The organism is Frankia sp. CcMO1, assembly GCF_977945845.1.
Genome location: NZ_CDWTMG010000075.1, coordinates 1 through 18,658 on the forward strand (window position 1 = coordinate 1; position 18,658 = coordinate 18,658).

Genomic DNA, 18,658 nt, shown 5'->3' on the forward strand with positions numbered 1-18,658 from the left:
GATGATCCTGCCCTTCATCTCATCGCCGGGAAGATGCAGGACCGTCACGACGGACTCGGTGGTCTGGTCAGACGCGACCCGTTGGATGGCGGTGGTCACGATCCTGCGGGCGCGTTCCTCACCCTCCTCCTCAGCCCGGGCCTCGATCTCGCGGACCATCAGCGCCGCCTCCCGCCGGGCCTCCTGCTCGATGACGGCGATCAGCTCCCCCCTGGCCTGCCCGGCGGTGAGCCCGGCCACCTGCTCCAGCGCGGCATGACGGGCACGTTCGAGGTCGGCCACCTCGGCCGTCCGACGGGCCAGGTCGTTCTCCCGGTCGAGCAGGTCGCGGTCGCGGCCCGCCAGGCGACGACTATGATCGTCGATGCTGGCCATCCGGTCCTCGACGCGCTGTTCCCGAGCGGCTAGCGCAGCCTCCCGGCTCTGCAGTTCCGTCCGCCGGGCCTGCTGCTCACCGTCGAACGCCGCCCGCGCCGCGGCGATCTCGGTCCGGGCGGCCTCCTGCTCGGCGCGGACGGACTCTCTCGCCGCGGCCTGGAGCCGCGAGGTTTCGACTGCCGCCTCGGCGAGCATCCGCTCGCGCAGTAGGGCGACATCCTCCTCGCCGCGTCGCCGGATCTCGGCGGCATCCCGCTCAGCCCGCGCCAACCGTTCCGCCGCCTCCCGTTCGGCTCGGGCCACAATCTGCGCCGCCTCCTCCGCGCTACCACCATGAGCCGCGCGGAGGCCGCCGTCGGAGCGATCGGCGGTCACGGCCGAACCCCCGGTCCGCGCGGCGGTGCCGTCTCGATCGGCGGGTGAGTCGGCGTCCGTCGTGGCCGGAGCGCCGGAACCCTCCCGGACCGTGGGCAGGACGCGGACCGTCGGCTCCTCGTCGAAGTCCGCCGGACTCGTCACGTCCGCTGGACCGGTCACGTCCCCGACGTCCCGGGCGGCCGGGGTTCGGGACACCACCGGAGCGGGGTCGGGTATCTTGTCAACCCGGGTCGCCCGGACCAACCGCGCCACGGCGAGGATCAGAACGCTCAGGACGGCAAGTACGAGTGACGACAGGACGACGAGGACGCCCTCCATCGCTTGCTCCCTCCGCTTCCGTCGGACCCGCACAGGCGGGCTGGAGCGGCGAAGGACCCTCGTCTCGGCACGATCACAGCCGTAGAGGGGCAGCACGCGGATTGCGCCATTGCGATATGGAGCCCGGACGGCCTCCCGAACCGGCCAATCCAACGTCGACCGGCCGGCGAGCATACCGTCTTCGGGCACCCACTCGCAGCGGCTGCCTCCGTGTGAAGTTGGACGAGCTATCAAGACCGCGTCGCCGCGGGAGTCCTGTCACCTTTCAAGAAAGACTAGGTCTCGCACAATCCCTGGTCAAGAAATAAGGGCGCATTGACGGCCCAGGCTCAATCTCCCCACCACTCACACCGAGCCGTCGTCTTCGTCGCCATCGACCACCCAGGCCATCCGACCTCCGCCGTCGAGCCCCTGAGCGACTTGCTCGCTCACGACCCGGACCGCCAGTTCGACCGGATAGCCCTTTCGGGTCAGCATGGCGAGGAGCCTTCGGGTACGGACCTGCTCGGGCAGGCGGTCCATCGACCGCAGCCGACGAAGGACGAGCTCGCGGGCGGCCTCGACGGTGTCCCGGATCCACTCCCCGCTTACGCAGCTCTGTGGCCAAGGCCTGCCTACCCAGCCCACGACGGGCCCGAGCGGAGGAGACGAAGGCGGCGGCGAAGGCCTCATCATCGATCAGACCGACGGCGGCCAACCGGTCGAGGACCACACCGGCAATCTCATCGGTGGCCCCTCGTCGCCGCATGGTCGCCGCAAGCTCTGCTCGACTCCTCGCTCTGGTCGCCAACTGATGCAGACAGATCTCCCGCGCGACCGAGATCGGATCCTTCAGCCACGGCTCTTCGTCCGCCGCGACGGCCGTCCGGGCGAACGACGGACCGGCCGCGACATTCCCCGGATCTGCTCCTGCCATCGGCTACAGATCGACCGGGACGGGCGCCACGGCATCGGATTCGAGACTGGGCAGGATGCCGAGCTTCTCCTTGATCTTCTTTTCGATCTCGTTGGCCAGGTCGGGGTTGTCCCGCAGAAACGACCGGGCGTTCTCCTTGCCCTGGCCGAGCTGATCGCCGTCGTAGGTGTACCAGGCACCGGACTTACGAATAATGCCGTGCTCGACCCCCATGTCGATCAGGGAACCCTCCCGGCTGATACCGCCTCCGTAGACGATGTCGAATTCGGCGGTCCGGAACGGCGGCGCCACCTTGTTCTTCACCACCTTGACGCGGGTCCGGTTACCCACGGCCTCCGTGCCGTCCTTGAGGGTTTCGATACGACGGACATCGAGGCGCACCGACGCATAGAACTTCAGCGCCTTACCACCGGTCGTGGTCTCCGGGGAGCCGAACATCACCCCGATCTTCTCGCGCAACTGGTTGATGAAGATCGCGGTCGTGCCGGAGTTCGCCAGCGCCGCGGTCATCTTGCGCAGGGCCTGGGACATCAGGCGGGCCTGGAGGCCGACGTGGCTGTCCCCCATCTCACCCTCGATCTCGGCCCTCGGGACCAGCGCGGCCACCGAGTCGATAACGATGATGTCCAGCGCGCCGGACCGGACGAGCATGTCCGCGATCTCCAACGCCTGCTCGCCGGTATCCGGCTGGGAGACCAGCAGACCGTCGGTGTCGACGCCGAGCTTTCCCGCGTACTCGGGGTCGAGCGCATGCTCGGCGTCGATGAACGCCGCGATACCACCGGCCGCCTGCGCGTTCGCCACCGCGTGCAGGGCGACGGTCGTCTTCCCGGACGACTCCGGGCCGTAGATCTCAATGATGCGCCCCCGCGGCAGCCCGCCGATGCCGAGCGCGACATCCAGAGCAATCGAACCGGTGGGGATGGCCTGGATCGGCGGCCTGGTGTCGTCCCCCAACCGCATGACCGATCCCTTGCCGAACTGCTTGTCGATCTGCGCCAAGGCGTTATCCAACGCCTTCTCACGGTCGAGTCCTGCCATTGGAGTTACTCCATGCTGAGGTCGTCGAGTCTTGGCCACGAGGATGACGTTAGGCCGTGGGTCCGACAGTTTCGAGGGTCGAGGATGATCTGTGGACAAGTAGCCGCACAGGGACGACTCTAGACGAACATACGTTCGACGACCCGACGACACACCGGACGGTGGCTCAGCGATCCCGCGCCGGCACATCGAACTCCTCGCACACGGTTCGCCAGACGGTCTTGGCGTCGTCACCACGGGCCAGGGCCACCTCGACCGTCGCGCCACCGAGACCGGACAACACATGATCACGCGCAAACGACTCTGCGTACGCGGAACCGAACCGTGTGTTCATCTTCGCCCAGAACTCGGTCAACCGCACTTCGCCAGTGTGCACCGTCCGGACGGGACGGGACCACCCAAGGGGGTCCTGGTCGGGGATCCCCGCCGGGGGTCCCCGGTTGGGGTTCCCACCGGCGGAACCACGGTCGGGGGGAACCACGGTCGCGGGAACCACGACCGGGTCGAGGCCGGGCCCCACAGCGGGCCCGGCCTGAACCACACCGGCGGAAAGTTGTCGGTCCCTCGACGCAGACTGGTCAACGTGCCCAGCTTCGCTTCCCCCGATCCGCCAGATCCGCTCACGGCGTTCTCCGCCCCGACCCGGAGCTGGTTCGGCGCGGCCTTCACCGCCGCGACCCCCGCCCAGCGGGGCGCGTGGGAGGCGATTCGCACCGGCGGCAACGCGCTGGTCGTCGCACCCACGGGTTCGGGGAAAACGCTGGCCGCCTTCCTGTGGTCGCTGGACACGCTGGCCCGCTCGGCGCCGCCGGCCGAGCCCACCCGGCGCTGCCGGGTGCTCTACGTCAGCCCGCTCAAGGCGCTGGCCATCGACGTCGAACGGAACCTGCGGGCGCCGCTCGCGGGGATACGCTCCGCCGCGCAACGGCTCGGTCTACCCCAGCCGGACGTGACCGTGAGTCTGCGGTCGGGCGACACCCCCGCCGCCGAACGGCGCGGTTTCGGCGCCCGGCCCCCCGACGTCCTGATCACCACCCCGGAGTCGCTCTTCCTCATCCTCACCAGTGCCGCGCGGGAGTCGCTGCGCGGCGTCCGGACGGTGATCGTCGACGAGGTCCACGCGGTGGCGGGCACCAAGCGTGGCGCCCACCTCGCGCTGAGCCTGGAGCGTCTGGACGCCCTGTTGGACACCCCGGCCCAGCGGATCGGCCTGTCCGCCACGGTGCGGCCGGTCGAGGAGGTCGCCCGCTTCCTGGGCGGAACGGCCCCGGTGGCGGTGGTCCGCCCCCCCGCGGCCAAGACCCTCCAGATCGACGTCGTGGTGCCGGTCGAGGACATGACCCGGCTCGGCGGACAGCTCCTCGACGGGTCCCCGGACGGCTCGGCGGCCTCCGCCCCGCACCGAGCGTCGATCTGGCCGGCGGTCGAGCAGCATGTCCTCGACCTCGTGCTGGCCCATTCCGCCAGCATCGTCTTCGCCAACTCGCGCCGGCTCGCGGAGCGGCTCTGCGCCCGGCTGAACGAGCTGTACGCCGAACGGCTCGCCGCGGCCACCGCCGCGGGCGAATCCGTGGCCGGGGACGGGCCGGGGGAAGCCAGCCGGACGTCACCCGCGGCGTTGATGGGCGCCTCGGGTCAGGGCGGCGGCACGGCGTGGCCGGAGATCGCGCGGGCCCACCACGGCAGCGTGAGCCGGGAGCAACGGGCCGGAATCGAGGAGGATCTCAAGGCTGGCCGGCTGCCCGCGGTCGTCGCGACCTCCAGCCTGGAACTCGGCATCGACATGGGAGCCGTCGACCTGGTCGTGCAGATCGGGTCCCCGCCAAGCGTCGCCGCCGGGATGCAGCGCACCGGCCGCGCGGGCCACCAGGTCGGCGCCACCAGTCGCGGCGTCATCATCCCGAAGCATCGCAGCGACCTGCTCGAATGCGCCATGGTCGCCGAGCGGATGCGCTCGGGGGCGATCGAGCGGCTGCGGTACCCGCGCAACCCCCTCGACGTGCTGGCCCAGCAGATCGTGGCAATGACGGCGATGGAGGACTGGCACGTCGACGAGCTCGGCGCGCTGGTCCGACGCACCGCGACGTTCGCGACGCTGCCGGCCTCCGCCTTCGAGGCGGTCCTGGACATGCTCGCCGGCCGCTACCCCTCCGACGCGTTCGCCGAGCTGCGCCCCCGCATCACCTGGGACCGCGTCACCGGGATCCTCACCGCCCGCCCGGGCGCCCAGCGGCTCGCCGTGACCAGCGGAGGCACCATTCCCGACCGGGGCATGTTCGGCGTCTTCCTCGTCGGGGAGCGCTCCAGCCGGGTCGGGGAACTCGACGAGGAGATGGTCTACGAGTCGCGGGTCGGCGACGTGGTGCTCCTCGGCTCATCCGGCTGGCGCATCGAGGAGATCACCGCCGACCGGGTCCTGGTGACGCCGGCTCCGGGACGGCCCGGTCGGCTCCCCTTCTGGCATGGCGACGCCCCAGGCCGACCCGCCGAACTCGGCCGCGCGCTCGGCGCGTTCCTGCGCGAGATCACCAGGTTGCCGGCGCAGGCGGCGGCCGACCGCGTCCGGGCCGCCGGCCTCGACGATCGGGCCACCGCCAACCTGCTGCGCTACCTCGACGAGCAGAAGGCGGCCGTCTCGGTGACGATCGGACGATCGTCGTGGAGCGTTTCCGGGACGAGATCGGCGACTGGCGCCTGGCGGTGCACTCCCCGTTCGGTGCTCCGGTGAACGCACCCTGGGCGCTCGCCCAGGGCGCCCGGCTGCGCGAGCGGTACGGGGTCGACGTCCAGATCATGCACACCGACGACGGCATCGTCGCCCGGATCCCGGATGCCGCCGAGCCGCCCGGCGCCGATCTCGCGCTGTTCGAGCCGGACGCGATCGTGCGGGCGGAGATCGGGAGCAGCGCCCTGTTCGCCAGCCGGTTCCGCGAGTGTGCCGGGCGGGCCCTGCTGCTGCCCCGCCGGACCCCGGGGCGACGGACCCCGCTGTGGCAGCAGCGCCAGCGCAGCGCACAGCTGCTGTCCGTCGCCGCGACGTTCGCCAGCTTCCCCGTCGTGCTGGAGACCATGCGGGAGTGCCTGCAGGACGTGTTCGACGTTCCGGCGCTCGCGGAGCTGATGCGCGAGGTGTCGGCCCGCACGCTGCGGGTGGTGGAGGTGGAGACGCCGTCCCCGTCTCCGTTCGCCTCCGCCCTGCTGTTCGGCTACGTCGCCGCCTTCATGTACGACGGGGACGCGCCGCTGGCCGAACGCCGGGCGCAGGTGCTGTCACTGGACAGCTCCCTGCTGGCCGAACTCCTCGGCGAGGCGGACCTGCGGGAGCTGATCGATCCCGCGGCGCTCGCGCAGGTCGCCACGGAGCTCGCGCGGCTCGCCCCGGACCGCCACGCCCGCGATGTCGAGGGGGTGGCCGACCTGCTGCGCATGCTCGGCGACCTCACCACCGCGGAGGCGGTCGCCCGGGGTGCCACCCTGGGCTGGCTCGCCGAGCTCGAACAGACCCGCCGGGCCCTGCGGGTCCGTATCGCCGGCGAGGAGCGGTGGGTCGCGATCGAGGACGCCGGCCGGCTGCGCGACGCCCTGGGCGTACCGCTGCCGGTGGGAGTTCCCGACGCCTTCACCGAACCGGTGCGTGACCCTCTCGGAGACCTGATCTCCCGCTATGCCCGTACCCACGGACCGTTCGACACCGAGGAACCGGCTGCCCGGCTGGGGCTGGGCACGGCGGTGGTCGCCGGTGTCCTGGACGGGCTGGTCCGCGGCGGCCGCCTCGTCCGCGGCGAGCTGCATCCCGACCGCGGCGGTGAGCAGTGGTGCGACGCGGGCGTGCTGCGCGCGCTGCGACGACGCAGCCTGGCCGCCCTGCGCAAGGAGGTCGAGGCGGTGCCGCCCCGGGTCCTCGGTGCCTTCCTACCGGCCTGGCAGTCGGTCACCAGCGGACGTGGCCGGGGGGTGGACGGCGTGCTGCGCGCCGTCGAGCAGCTGCAGGGCGCGCTGATCCCGGCGAGCGCGTGGGAACAGCTCGTCCTCCCGGCCCGCGTCGCCGACTACTCACCGGCGATGCTCGACGAGCTGTGCTCCGCCGGCGAGGTGCACTGGGCGGGCGCCGGCGGGCTGCCCGGGGACGGCGGCTGGTTGACCCTGGTCCTCGCCGACACCGCGCCCCTGCTGCTGCCTCCGCCCGACCCGGAGATCGCCTCGGGTCCACTGCACACCGCGATTCTCGACGCGCTCACCGGCGGGGCGGCCCTGTTCTTCCGGGCGCTGTCCGACCGGATGGGCTCGCTCGACGACACGGCGCTCGCCACCGCGCTCTGGGATCTCGTCTGGGCGGGGCGGGTGACCAACGACACCCTCGCCCCGCCGCGCGCCCTGCTGGGTTCCGCCGCCGTCCCCCGTCCCCGGGCGGCACGGTACGGACGGCCGGCGATGCCGCGGCGGACCGGCCCCCCGCCGGCCGCTGGTCGCTGCTGCCCGAGCGGGACACCGATCCGACCCGGCGCGCCCACGCGCTGGCCGAGGCGCTGCTCGAGCGCCACGGCATCGTCACCCGCGGCGCGGTGACCAGCGAGCGGCACCCGGGCGGGTTCGCCGGGGTCTACCGGGTCCTCAGCGCCTTCGAGGACGCCGGCCGCGCCCGCCGGGGCTACTTCGTCGAGTCCCTGGGCGCGGCCCAGTTCGCCGTCCCGGGAGCGGTCGATCGGCTGCGCTCCATCGCCGCGGCACAGCGGGACGCCGAGGCCGCCCCGGCCTGGGCGCAGCCGGCGGCCGGCCCACCGAGCTCATCGTCCGCGCAGGCCGTCGTCCTGGCCGCGGCCGATCCGGCCAACCCGTTCGGTGCCGCGCTGCCCTGGCCGACCCGACCGGGGGATGACGCGGACGGCGCCGCCGGCCACCGGCCGGGGCGCAAGGCGGGCGCGATGGTCGTCATCATCGACGGGGAACTCATCCTCTACGTGGAACGCGGGGGCCGTTCCCTGCTGTCATGGACCGAGAACGACCATCGGGTGGCCCCGGCGGTGGAGGCGTTGGCCCGCGCCGTGCGGGACGGCCGGCTCGGCAGGCTCACGGTGGAGAAGGCGGACGGCCAGACGATCGTCGGCAGCACCCTGGGTGCCGCCCTGGAGCGCGCCGGTTTCCACCCGACCCCGCGGGGCCTGCGGCTGCGGAGCATCAGTTCCGAGAGCATCAGTTCCGAGAGAAGGAAATGAGACGGGCACGTCCGCGGGTGAACGCTCCCTCGGCAGCCTTGAGACTGATCTCCAGATCCACGGCCGCCTCCCGGGTACTCTTCCCGGCCGCCCGAGCCATGATCACCTCACGCTCCCGGCCCTGCAGTGCCCCGGCCCGGGCCAGCAGCCAGCGGGCTTCCGCACGGTCGCAGACGGCGTCGTCCGGGGCCGGCTCCCACGGCTGCAGATAGCCGCGTACGACCGCCCGCTCCGCGCGCTGACGAGCTCTATGATGATCAATACACAGACGTAGCACCGTCGTCGTCAGAAACTGCCCGACCCGGCTCGCGTCGAGATCCCGAAATCCGGCGGCGCGGATGAATGCCTCGTGTACACAGTCCTCCGCGTCGGCCTTGCTCGGCAACCGCCTACGGGCTATGTGGATGAGCCGATCACGATGCGGGAGCATCAGCGACCATCGCTGCTGGCTGTATGGCCGGTCCAGCTCGACCACGGGCGCAGCGGATACAAAATCAACCGAGGGCGTGTCCCCGGCAGGGCATGTCACGGCTTGCTCCACCTGTCATGCTCAGACCGCGCCACCCCCCAGCACGATCGCCTACCTTCCCGGAGCGCGCCAGCACCGAGAATCGCGATGTGCCTTGGTCAGTTGGACCCGCTGCTTGCCAGAACAGCGGACTAGGACAAGGCGGACATTACCATCCGCTCTCACGTGAGCCAGCAGCGGCATATCCCGGTGGGCGGCGTGCCCGCCCGATCGATACGCACCGTGTTATCGCCCGGCTGTGATCCGAGCTTATCGCGAGCCGCATTGGCGCCATCAACCGGTCAGTACACCGCCAAAACGGGCGAGAGAATGACGTTCTGCTTCGTAAGCCCTCATGGAGCCACTCGCCGCCGGTCACTGTGGGTACACGAAGGAACTGGGCGGAACGTCTCGACGACCTACCCGATGGCGCTACCCGGTCTGGTACACGACACCTGATACACGACACGAGGTACGACAGCCCGTCCCCGCTGTCGGGTGCCATCGAAGATTTTAGTAGGACATCCTATTTTCGGTATAGATTTCAATAGGAAGCCAAAGGTTTTAGTAGCTGACCCGGTTTGGTGACGGCACGGCGCGGTGCAGGCCCGGAGCGGGAGCCGTTCAGGTGCGACTGCGTGGGTGTCGGGGTGGTGGGCCGGTGGGTCCAGAAGGTGGCGACCGCCCCGGTGGCGATGCCCGGTTGTTCGCCGGGTGCCGGTGGTAGCGCGATCGGCTCGGGCTGGGTGGCCAGCCACCGGGTGAGGTCGATTCAGGTCTGGGCGCGGCGGCGCACTGGTGTGTCCGGGGCCAGCCGGACGACGAGGTGGTCGCGGGGCAGCGGGTACACCGCGTTGGAGCGGTGATGCAGCAGCTCCGCGCCAGTGGGGGTCGACCCCGAAGACCCGCCAGGCATCGCGCAGCACCGGCAGGCCGGGCAGTCCGGAGTCCTGGCGTGCGGGCAGGGCCATCGACGGCTACGCCGCCGTGGTAGCCAGCGCCCTGCGGATGTGCTCGCGCAGGTCGACGACCTCGGGCTGCCTGTTGTGCGGGGCGGCCACGGTGTCCAGCACACGCAGCCGGGCGTAGCCGCGGGTGGAGGACAGCCCCGTGATCGCGTCCACCGCGGCGTAGCCGGTGGCCACTGCGGCGTCGAGATCGCCGGCCTGGAACTGCACCGAGGCCAGCGGGGGCAGGATCACCGCGCGGCTGCGTTCGTACTCCGCGCCGTAGCCGGTGGCCGCCGTGGTCAGCTTCTCGATGGCCTCGGGCGCGAACTCCGGGCGGGTCAGCGACAGCAGGTACAGCGAGTGCCCCTGCTGGGCGGTGATCTCCGCCTCGTTGACGAACCACGCCCACGGCGGGGTCGTGGCCGGGTCGGCGGCAGCGTAGGTGTCCTGGGCGTTCCCGATGGCGCGGCGGGTGGGTTCGGGCTCACCGAGGGCGGCACGGCACCACCCGAGCACGGCGGAGATGTAGCCCTGAGTGATCGTGCTGACCGGGTGGCTGCGGTTGGCGGCCGTGGCCGAGGCAAGCTGGACCAGGCGCAGCGCCTCACCCGCGCGATCGGCGTGTTTGGTCGGGTCGAGGCCGTGCAGGTGCAGGGCCTGGTGTGCCATGTCCAGCAGCACGTCTACGGCGAGGTCCGGGGCGCAGGGGTGGTCGTCGGCACGGCGGGCGGTGTCCAAGGCGTAGGTCCACAGACGGCGTGCGGCGTCGTGGTCCTCGACGTCGTAAGCCATCCACCCGGCCATGCTGGCCAGCTCGGCGACCGCGACCAGCAGCCGAGTTCGGACCTCCGGTGCGCAGACGGCGTCCTCCAGCCGGCGCACCTGGTGCAGTTGCGTGATGGCCGCAGCGCGGCACAGCCCGCCGCCGTGGGCGAAGTCCGAGCGGCGGAATCCGTCGGTGATCGCCTCGATCGCGTCGACATCCGCGGCGCCGATGCGGGGCCTGCTCACCGGTTCGACCTCACCGGGCAGTAGCGCGCGCAGGCTCGATCCCAACGTGGCGGCTGTGACCAGGGTGAGCGAAGTCCCTGCGCTCCAACCAGCTCACCTCCTCCTGTGCCACCACGCTACCCGGGTCCTCGGCCGGGAAGCCGAGCAATCGCGGTGGGATGCGCAGGCGGGTGGCCAGACGGGCAGCCAGCTTGACGTGGGTCAGCCGACGCTCACCCCGCTCCACAACCGAAACCCGGGACTGGGACAGATCCAGCAGGTCAGCGAGCTGGAGCTGGGACAGCCCGGTGTGCTGACGGACTGCGGCGAACACCGCGCCGAAGTCGTAGCGGGCCAGCGCGGCGCGCAGGTCCGCGTCCTCGTAGAACCCGTCCGGGATCGGCTTGCGGAACCCCGCGGCGCGGGTGCACGAGCCGCACATCCGGTCGGTGGCGGTGGCCAGCACGGTGCCGCAGAACCGACAGCGTTGTCGTCCTGGACCAGTCATGGCTCGCCTTCCGCTCCCGAACGGTGTTCGCGCAGGTTCACAGCGTAAACCCCCGCTCTTACCAGTCGGTCGTGTCGAGCCCGCGATGTCAAGCCCCAGTGGGGCTAGCACCGCTGGGGATCGGAAAGGCCGGTGCGGACCGGGATGGTGATGGACATGGCCACGCCGCTGACGATGACCGACCAGGCCCCACCTAAGCCGATCCCCGCTGGTCCGCGCCGCTGCGCGGGTGGGGCCGGACTCGTCAACGATGGGGACGGCGGCGGCCGACGCAAGCGCCCGATGGCCCGACTCGGAGCCCCGACCTGGGTCGGGCCACCGGGTTTCCATCCCGGTGCCGCCCGCCGGACGCCCGCTGATGATCTTCCCCACCGGCGGCGGTCGGCGAGGTGCTTGCTCGTGGCCCGCGGGCGTGATCGGGGTGCGGTCGCTGATGGAGGAACGGACGACGGCGCGGCCCACGGGACCGGCAGCGGGATGGTGGTGGGGCACCAACTGGCCCGGCGGCACCTTCTGTGCCGGCCGCGCCCACGTGGTGCATCCCGCCCAGCCCGCCTCCGGGTTGTGCGGGCTGCCGGTGGACGACGTGTGGGAGCGGCGCCCGCCGATGCCAGAGCACCTGTGCCCGGACTGCTGTGTGCTGGCGATGGCCACCTCTTACCCGCCGTTCCCGCCATCCCCAGCGCCCCCGCTGCCGCACAGGCCGGAAAGCATCGGCAGGCCGCTCCCGGCGCCCGAGGCACCGGCCGAGAAGACAACCCCGCTGCCCGCCGGCCAGATCCACCTCAACGACCTCATGGTGCTCCCTGGCCGCGGCGAACTGTCCTCGGTCATCGGAGTCTGGCCGTGCTCGGACCAGCACACACGCCTGCTGTACGTGTGCACCGCCAACGGCGACTGGGCACACCGGCGCACGGACAGCCCGCTGCTGCGCGCCAGCATCCGCTCCCCGGCCGGCCGCAGTCAGCCGACCCGCCGGACGAGCACGCAACAGGTTCCTGGCCTGGAAGTCCTTGCCCCGCAATGCCTCCACCGCCAGGTTAAAGAAGATCCACCCGTCAACAACGAAAGGTTCACCATGACCGCAACCCTCGCCACCGAGACCCCGACCACGCCGCCCCCAGCCACCGAGGACCCGTTCGCCCTCGACGTGCAGATCATCACCGACGTTCCGCCCGGCCATCCGCTGGCCGGTTGCAAGGGCCACACCGACGACGGCTGTGACCCCACCTGCGCGTCCGCGTGCGTCACCGGCGGCGTGTGAGATCCGCTGCCCGGATGCGCGGCACCGGGGCCGGGGGCGACGTCCTCCGGCCCCGGCGCTGCCCCACTCGCCCGATCTCGACAGCCCTTGGAGGACCCGATGCGTGCCAGCGACAGAAAGCCGCTCTACCGACACGTCGACGTCGCGTTGCTGCGGGCCGCAGCAACTCCGCTGACCGACACCGTGGACTCCTGGCCCGACCTGACCGACATCGGCGGATGCCGGCGTTGGCTGGAGGAGATGTGGTCCCGGCCCGATCTCGCCGGTGCCGTGCGCCAGGCCAGCCCGTCCCTGGGGGAAGGCGTCGACGCCATCCGCGCCGGGCATGTCGTGAGCGACAAGCAAATCCGCAGCGCCACCCTGTCCACCGCGCGGTACCTGTTGCGCAGCATCGGCCGCCCCACCCCGTTCGGTCTGTTCGCCGGTGTGGCGCCGGTGGTCTTGGGAAGGACGGCCCAGGCGGACTGGGGCGAGGAGCATCGGGGCGTGGCTCGTGTCAACACCGGGTGGCTGGCCGACATCATCGCTCGGGTCGAACGGTGCCCCGAACTGCTGGAACAGCTCGATGTGGTGGTCACCGACCTCGCTGTCCGCCGCGGCGGGCGACTCGAAGTACCGCAAGGGCCGAACAGGGTGACCATCCGCTACACCCGCGCGGTCGCGGCCGTCCACGACCTAGCGGCGACGCCGGTCCGGTTCGGGGCGCTGATCGACATGCTGGCCGAGGACTTCACCGCCTCCCGACCCACCCTGCGGGGCATGCTCACCGAACTCGTCTGGCAGGGCTACCTGCTGACTAGCCTGCGTGCCCCGTTCACCGTCACCGACCCGTTCGCCTACCTCATGGACCGGCTGCGCGACGCCGACGCCGTCTCCATCTCGGACATCGCGCCCCTGGTTGGTGACCTCGACACCATCCTGGCCGAGTTGCGCCACCACAATCACGAGGTGACCACGCGGGCCGAGCAGAGCCGTATCCGCGCGACAGTCACCCGCCGGATGAGGCAACTCTCGCCGGATGGCCGCACCCCGCTCGCGGTGGACCTGCTGCTCGACTGCGCGGTTCGGCTGCCCAACCAGGTCGCCCAGGAGATGGAGCGGGCCGCCAGCGCGCTGCTGCGCGTGACGCGGCAGCCGACCGGCGAAGCAACCTGGCGTGACTACCACTCTGCCTTCGTCGACAAGTACGGCACGGGCACGATGGTGCCGCTGGCCGAGGTGCTGGACCCGGATGCCGGCCTGGGGTATCCGGTGGGGTATCGCGGGAGCGTGCTGCCCACGCCGCCACCGGGGATCTCCGAGCGCGACGAGCGGCTGCTGGTGCTGGCCTGGCAGGCGATGGCCGACGGCACCCGCGAGATCATCCTGACCGACGACGTGATCGGCGAGCTGACCGGCGAAACGTTCGACGACCGGTACATCCCGCCGCACGTGGAGTTGTCCGCCCGCATCCACGCCGCCACCACCCAATCGCTGGATCGGGGCGACTTCCTGCTCACCGTCGCGCCCGCCCGCTCCGCCGGCACCCTCACCAGCCGGTTCACCCCGACGGCCACCGGGTCCGGCCTGGCGCGGGCGTACCGGGCATTGCCCGCCGCCACCGCCGGGGCGCTGCGGGTGCAGATGTCCTTCGGGCCGCTGTACCCGCACGCGGAGAACGTCTGCCGCGTCCCGGCCTACCTCGACCACGTGCTCCCGCTGGGCGAACACCGCCAGCCCGGCGACGACAGCCTGCTCACGATGGACGACCTGGCCATCACCGCGACCCGCGACCGGCTGCACCTGGTCAGCATCTCGCGTCGTCAAGTGGTTGAGCCGCAGGTGTTCCACGCGCTCGCACTGGACAAACAGCCCCCGCCGCTGGCCCGGTTCCTGGCGCATCTGCCACGGGCGTTCTCCGCCGCCTGGTACCAGTTCGATTGGGGACCGCGCGTCCGGCTGCCGTTCCTGCCACGGGTGCGCTACCGGCGCACCGTCCTGTCCCCGGCCCAGTGGCGGCTTGCCCCCGACGATTTCCCACCCGGCCAGGCCGGTCCTGGCCAGTGGAGGCAGGTACTCGACCGGTGGCGGCGCCGCTGGGACTGCCCTGACGTGGTCGAGCTCCGCGACGCGGACCGCACGCTGCGCCTCACCCTCAACGAGCCCGCCCACGCCACCCTCCTGCACGCCCACCTCAAACGGCACGGCCAGGCGATCCTGTACGCGGCCACCCCGGCGGCCGACTACGGGTGGATCGACGGCCACGCCCACGAAATCGCGCTGCCCCTGGTCACCACCTGCCCCGCTGCACCCGGCCCGCTGCACGGCCTCCTACCCGCCGTGACGAACACGCACGGGCACCTGCCCGGCGCCCCGGACGCCACCTGGCTCTCGGCGAAGCTGTTCACCCATCCCGAACGGATCGGCGAGATCGTCGCCGAGGCGCTTCCCGGCCTGCTGGCCACGCTCGACACACCCGCGTGCTGGTGGCTGCGATACCGCAGCCGACAGGAGACAGACCACCTGCGCCTGCGGCTGCGCACTATCCCCGACTGTTACGCGCAGTACTCGAACGCGGTCGGGGAGTGGGCGCAGCGGATGCGCCAAGCAGGACTGGCCGGGCGGCTGGTGATCGACACCTACTCCCCGGAAGTCGGCCGCTACGGGCACGGCGAGGCACTGGACGCCGCGGAGAACGTCTTCGCCGCCGACTCCGCCACCATGGCCGCCCTGCTGCGGCACCAGCCCACCACCGAGGTCGACCTCGGGCTGGTGGTGGCGAACATGGTAGGCATCGTCAGCGGGTTCTTCGGCGATCCCAACGAGGCGATGGACTGGCTGGCCGCCCGGCCGGCCCCGGCTGCCGCTGCGGCCATCGACCGGGCGGTGGCCGAGCGAGCGACCCGGCTCGCCACCGACCCGGCCGGGCTGTGGTCGCTGTCCGGCTGGACCGTCGACATCGGGCCGGCGTGGGACAACCGCGCCGACGCGCTGGCCAGCTACCACAAGGCGCTGCCACCGGAGGCGAACACCGACGTGGTGCTGGAGTCGCTGCTGCGCATGCACCACAACCGGGCCGTCGGCATCAACCGGGACAGCGAACGCACCTGCCGCCGCCTGGCCCGGCAAGCCGCGCTCACCTGGCGAGCCCGCCGTAGCGGTGGTGCCCGGTGACCTACACCGACCCGTACACGCCACCGCCCGAGCAGCATCCCGCACCCGGCTGGGGTCAATCCCTGGCAGACGGGGCCGCCGGGCTGGCGCTGCTGCACATCGCCTATGCCCGCGCCGGGATCGGAGACTGGGCCACCGCCCACCAATGGGTCAAGGCCATGACCGCCGAACCCGTGGCCGCGGACACAGGCGCCGGCCTGTACCGGGGCGCCCCGGCGGTCGCGTTCGTGCTGCGCACCGCCGGCCAGCCCGTCTACACCGGCGTACTGCACACCCTCGACGAGCACATCGCCGCGATCACTTGCACCCGCCTGGAGGCAGCGCACGAGCGGATCGACCGCGACGAACTGCCCGCGCTGCGGGAGTTCGACCTGATCAACGGGCTGACCGGACTCGGCGTCTGCCTACTTCAAGCCGTCCACGCCGACCCGCGCCACCCCGGCGGCGACCTGCTACGCGACGTACTGACCTACCTGGTCCGGCTGACCGGCCGGACCACCGTCGACGGGGCCACACTGCCCGGCTGGTGGACCGCGAATGGGCCGTCCGACCAGCCCGACCCGTGGTGGCCCGGCGGCCACGCCAACCTCGGCATGGCGCACGGCATCGCCGGACCGCTGGCGCTGCTGTCCTCCGCCATGATCGGCGGCATCACCGTGCCCGGACAGGCCGACGCGATCGAACTCACCGACTGGTTCCTCAACTCCTGGCGCTGCGGCTCGGTGATCAGCCCCTGGTGGCCCGGCATGATCTCCGCCCGCGAATGGGTCAACGCCGCCGCCGACCAGCCGGGTCCGCAACGCCCGTCCTGGTGCTACGGCGCCCCCGGCCTGGCCCGCGCCCGCCACCTGACCGCCCAGGCACTGGACACCCCGAACAGGGTGGCCGACGCCAGGGCCACGCTCGTCGCGTGTCTCACCGACGAGGCTCAACTCGCCCAACTCGGCGACGACTCGCTGTGCCACGGCTGGGCCGGGCTGGTGCACGTCTCCCGCCGGATGCTCGCCGACACCGAACCCGGCGGCGAATTCGCCGAGGTCCTGTCCCGGTTGGAACACCGCTGGCGTCACCGCCGCACCCAGGCGGCCCGAAAACTATCGGAGGTGAGGGGGATGCTGGAAGGCGACGCCGGAATCGCGCTCACCGATCTGCCGCCGGGCACCGGATGGGACGTCTGCCTGCTCACCGTCCCGCCCACGGCCGGACCAACGCACTCGCCCGTATCCGCAAGTACATACACGGAAGGAACCGGATAACCAACGCCACCAGCACCCGCCCCGAGGACCTGCGCAAGCAGATGATCAGCAACATCCGCACCGCTGGTCACCTGCGCTCCGAGCGCATCGAGCAGGCGTTTCGGGCCGTTCCCCGGCACCGGTTCGTTCCCGCAGCCTCGGTCGAGGAGGCGTACGCCAACAAGGCGATCACCATCAAGCCCGGCGCAGACCGGCCCGCCAGTTGCATCTCCGTGCCGACCGTGGTGGCGATGATGCTCGGCCAGCTCGACCCGCAGCCCGGCGACCGCGTGCTGGAGATCGGGGCCGGGACCGGATACAACGCCGCCCTGCTCGCCGAGCTCGTCGGCGACGGCGGCAGTGTCACCACCATCGACATCCACCCCGACGTCACCGGCGACGGCGCCATCGGCGACGCGGACCACGCCCCCTACGACAAGATCATCGTTACGGTCGGGCCGTGGGACCTGCCCCCGGCCTGGTTCGACCAGCTCGCCCCCGGCGGTACGCTCGTGGTCCCGCTGCACTGGCGGGGCCAGGCCCGCAGTGTCGCCTTCGCCCGTCAGGACACCCATCTCCGGGCGGAAAGCAGCCAGCTCTGCGGGTTCATTCCCATGATCGGTATCGTGTCGACCGGCGAGCAGACCGGCACGATCACTGACAACGTGGACCTGTACTGGGATGCCGACCAGAACATCGCCCCGGCCGCCCTGCACGAGGTGTTCACTGGACTCGAGCCCACCGTGTGGTCCGGCGCCTCCGTCGTCGCCAACGAGCCGTTCGACCACATCTGGCTGTGGCTGACCGCCACCTCACCCGGCACCTGCCGCATCGCCGCCGAAGACGAGGCCATCGAGTCCGGGGTCTGCCGCCCCGCGTTCACCTACCGCACCCCCGCGATCGTCGAGGGCGACTCCCTGGCATACCTCACCAAGCCCCGCCCCGTCGACCATCCCGGCCCGGACGGCGAACGCCGCTACGAACTCGGCGCCGCCGCCCAGCTCGCCGAGCGGCTGGTCGAGCAGATTCGCCGCTTCGACCGCGACCGCACCGCCCAGCCCGTCATCACCGCCTACCCTGCCGGAACGGCCGACGAGACCCTGCCCACCGGCGTGGTTATCGACAAGCGCCACGTCCGCATGGTCGCCACGCCCTGACCGGTCACCGCGCCGACGGCCCCCAGCATCGAGAACGTGGTGACCACGTCTGGCTGACCACGTCTGGCTGAGCAGCCTCCTGAATCGCGGATTCGTCTAAACCCCGCACCAGCTACGACTGCACCGGAGCCCGCGCCGAATACGGCGGTCCGCACTGTCAACACCTCAGCGGCCGCTGTCTGGACACCTTCATCACCAGATTTCCCTGTCCAGCTCAGCGCAGGTCCTTACTGAAATCTTCGCTGGCAACCGACACCCGGGATCACCGTCGACATCCGCGATCAACCGGAAAGTTCACGCAGAGCATCTGCATAACTGCGCAGAGCCTCGATCTGCTGGGTCAGTCGGGCCAGGTCCGGCGAGGACGCGACCACCGTGCCCACGACCTCGCTGGCCGCTGCCAGCAGGTCGTCCAGAGTGGCCACCGACGCCGACATTCCGGCCACCAGGTCCTTCCTCGTCGCCAGGATCTCGGCTCGTCGAGCGGGATGCGTCACCGCCCGGGCCGCCCTTTCACACGCGACGACCCGCCTGGCGGTGACCCGCAGCCCGTCCACCAGATCGGCGGCGCCGGCCACGGCCGCCCGCACCGGGCCGCGGGCGGCGCCGGGAGCAAGCGTCCGGGCCATCGCGACGAGCGCCGCCAGAC

12 protein-coding genes and 3 pseudogenes are annotated in these 18,658 nt (G+C 71.4%); 6 read left to right on the forward strand and 9 right to left on the reverse strand.

Annotated elements, in window-relative coordinates:
• From AC08OU_RS11595 to AC08OU_RS11615, 5 genes and pseudogenes are all read right to left on the reverse strand, one after another.
• Positions 1–1,074, reverse strand: a 1,074-nt coding sequence (locus AC08OU_RS11595) for an Rnase Y domain-containing protein (RefSeq protein ID WP_476604887.1), incomplete at its 3' end; no start/stop codon positions are given.
• 345 nt (positions 1,075–1,419) lie between these two features.
• Entirely contained in the window at positions 1,420–1,749 is a 330-nt protein-coding gene (locus AC08OU_RS11600; RefSeq protein ID WP_476604888.1) for a hypothetical protein, read from the reverse strand.
• Positions 1,694–1,990, reverse strand: a pseudogene (locus AC08OU_RS11605) (recombination regulator RecX); the annotation flags it as partial. The pseudogene AC08OU_RS11605 and the gene AC08OU_RS11600, both read right to left, overlap by 56 nt.
• A gap of 3 nt (positions 1,991–1,993) precedes the next feature.
• Complete coding sequence (recA, locus tag AC08OU_RS11610; protein ID WP_462187608.1) at positions 1,994–3,031, reverse strand: recombinase RecA; 1,038 nt, start codon at positions 3,029–3,031, stop codon at positions 1,994–1,996.
• Between the two features lie 166 nt (positions 3,032–3,197).
• Entirely contained in the window at positions 3,198–3,392 is a 195-nt protein-coding gene (locus AC08OU_RS11615) for a DUF3046 domain-containing protein (protein WP_462187609.1), read from the reverse strand.
• A gap of 192 nt (positions 3,393–3,584) precedes the next feature.
• Here AC08OU_RS11615 and AC08OU_RS11620 point away from each other — a divergent pair.
• Positions 3,585–8,244: pseudogene (locus AC08OU_RS11620) on the forward strand (ATP-dependent helicase).
• On the opposite strand, the gene AC08OU_RS11625 reads toward AC08OU_RS11620, so the two are convergent.
• The gene (locus tag AC08OU_RS11625; RefSeq protein WP_476604889.1) at positions 8,222–8,719 is read right to left on the reverse strand and encodes an RNA polymerase sigma factor; all 498 of its coding nucleotides are present in this window, start codon (positions 8,717–8,719) and stop codon (positions 8,222–8,224) included. The pseudogene AC08OU_RS11620 and the gene AC08OU_RS11625 overlap by 23 nt on opposite strands.
• Before the next feature lie 671 nt (positions 8,720–9,390).
• Here AC08OU_RS11625 and AC08OU_RS11630 point away from each other — a divergent pair.
• Entirely contained in the window at positions 9,391–9,618 is a 228-nt protein-coding gene (locus AC08OU_RS11630; protein WP_476604890.1) for a hypothetical protein, read from the forward strand.
• A gap of 111 nt (positions 9,619–9,729) precedes the next feature.
• Here AC08OU_RS11630 and AC08OU_RS11635 read toward each other — a convergent pair whose 3' ends face one another.
• Together AC08OU_RS11635 and AC08OU_RS11640 are read right to left on the reverse strand one after the other, a co-directional pair.
• Positions 9,730–10,713 carry a hypothetical protein gene (locus AC08OU_RS11635; protein WP_476598631.1) on the reverse strand — a complete coding sequence of 328 codons (984 nt, stop codon included), beginning with the start codon at positions 10,711–10,713 and terminating at the stop codon, positions 9,730–9,732.
• Between the two features lie 10 nt (positions 10,714–10,723).
• A complete protein-coding gene (locus AC08OU_RS11640; RefSeq protein ID WP_476598630.1) occupies positions 10,724–11,200 on the reverse strand; it encodes a helix-turn-helix domain-containing protein in 477 nt (158 codons plus the stop codon).
• Between the two features lie 412 nt (positions 11,201–11,612).
• Between AC08OU_RS11640 and AC08OU_RS11645 the strand changes: the two genes are divergently transcribed.
• From AC08OU_RS11645 to AC08OU_RS11660, 4 genes are all read left to right on the forward strand, one after another.
• A complete protein-coding gene (locus tag AC08OU_RS11645) occupies positions 11,613–12,464 on the forward strand; it encodes an FxLD family lanthipeptide (RefSeq protein WP_476604891.1) in 852 nt (283 codons plus the stop codon).
• A gap of 99 nt (positions 12,465–12,563) precedes the next feature.
• A complete protein-coding gene (locus AC08OU_RS11650; protein ID WP_476598626.1) occupies positions 12,564–15,617 on the forward strand; it encodes a lantibiotic dehydratase in 3,054 nt (1,017 codons plus the stop codon).
• Positions 15,614–16,873 carry a lanthionine synthetase C family protein gene (locus tag AC08OU_RS11655; RefSeq protein ID WP_476598624.1) on the forward strand — a complete coding sequence of 420 codons (1,260 nt, stop codon included), beginning with the start codon at positions 15,614–15,616 and terminating at the stop codon, positions 16,871–16,873. Before AC08OU_RS11650 ends, AC08OU_RS11655 begins: the two co-directional genes overlap by 4 nt.
• Positions 16,874–16,902: 29 nt before the next feature.
• Positions 16,903–18,009 (forward strand): class I SAM-dependent methyltransferase, encoded by a 1,107-nt coding sequence (locus AC08OU_RS11660; protein WP_476604892.1) that lies wholly within the window; start codon positions 16,903–16,905, stop codon positions 18,007–18,009.
• Positions 18,010–18,290: 281 nt separating this feature from the next.
• On the opposite strand, the pseudogene AC08OU_RS11665 reads toward AC08OU_RS11660, so the two are convergent.
• Positions 18,291–18,658, reverse strand: a pseudogene (locus AC08OU_RS11665) (phage shock envelope stress response protein PspM); the annotation flags it as partial.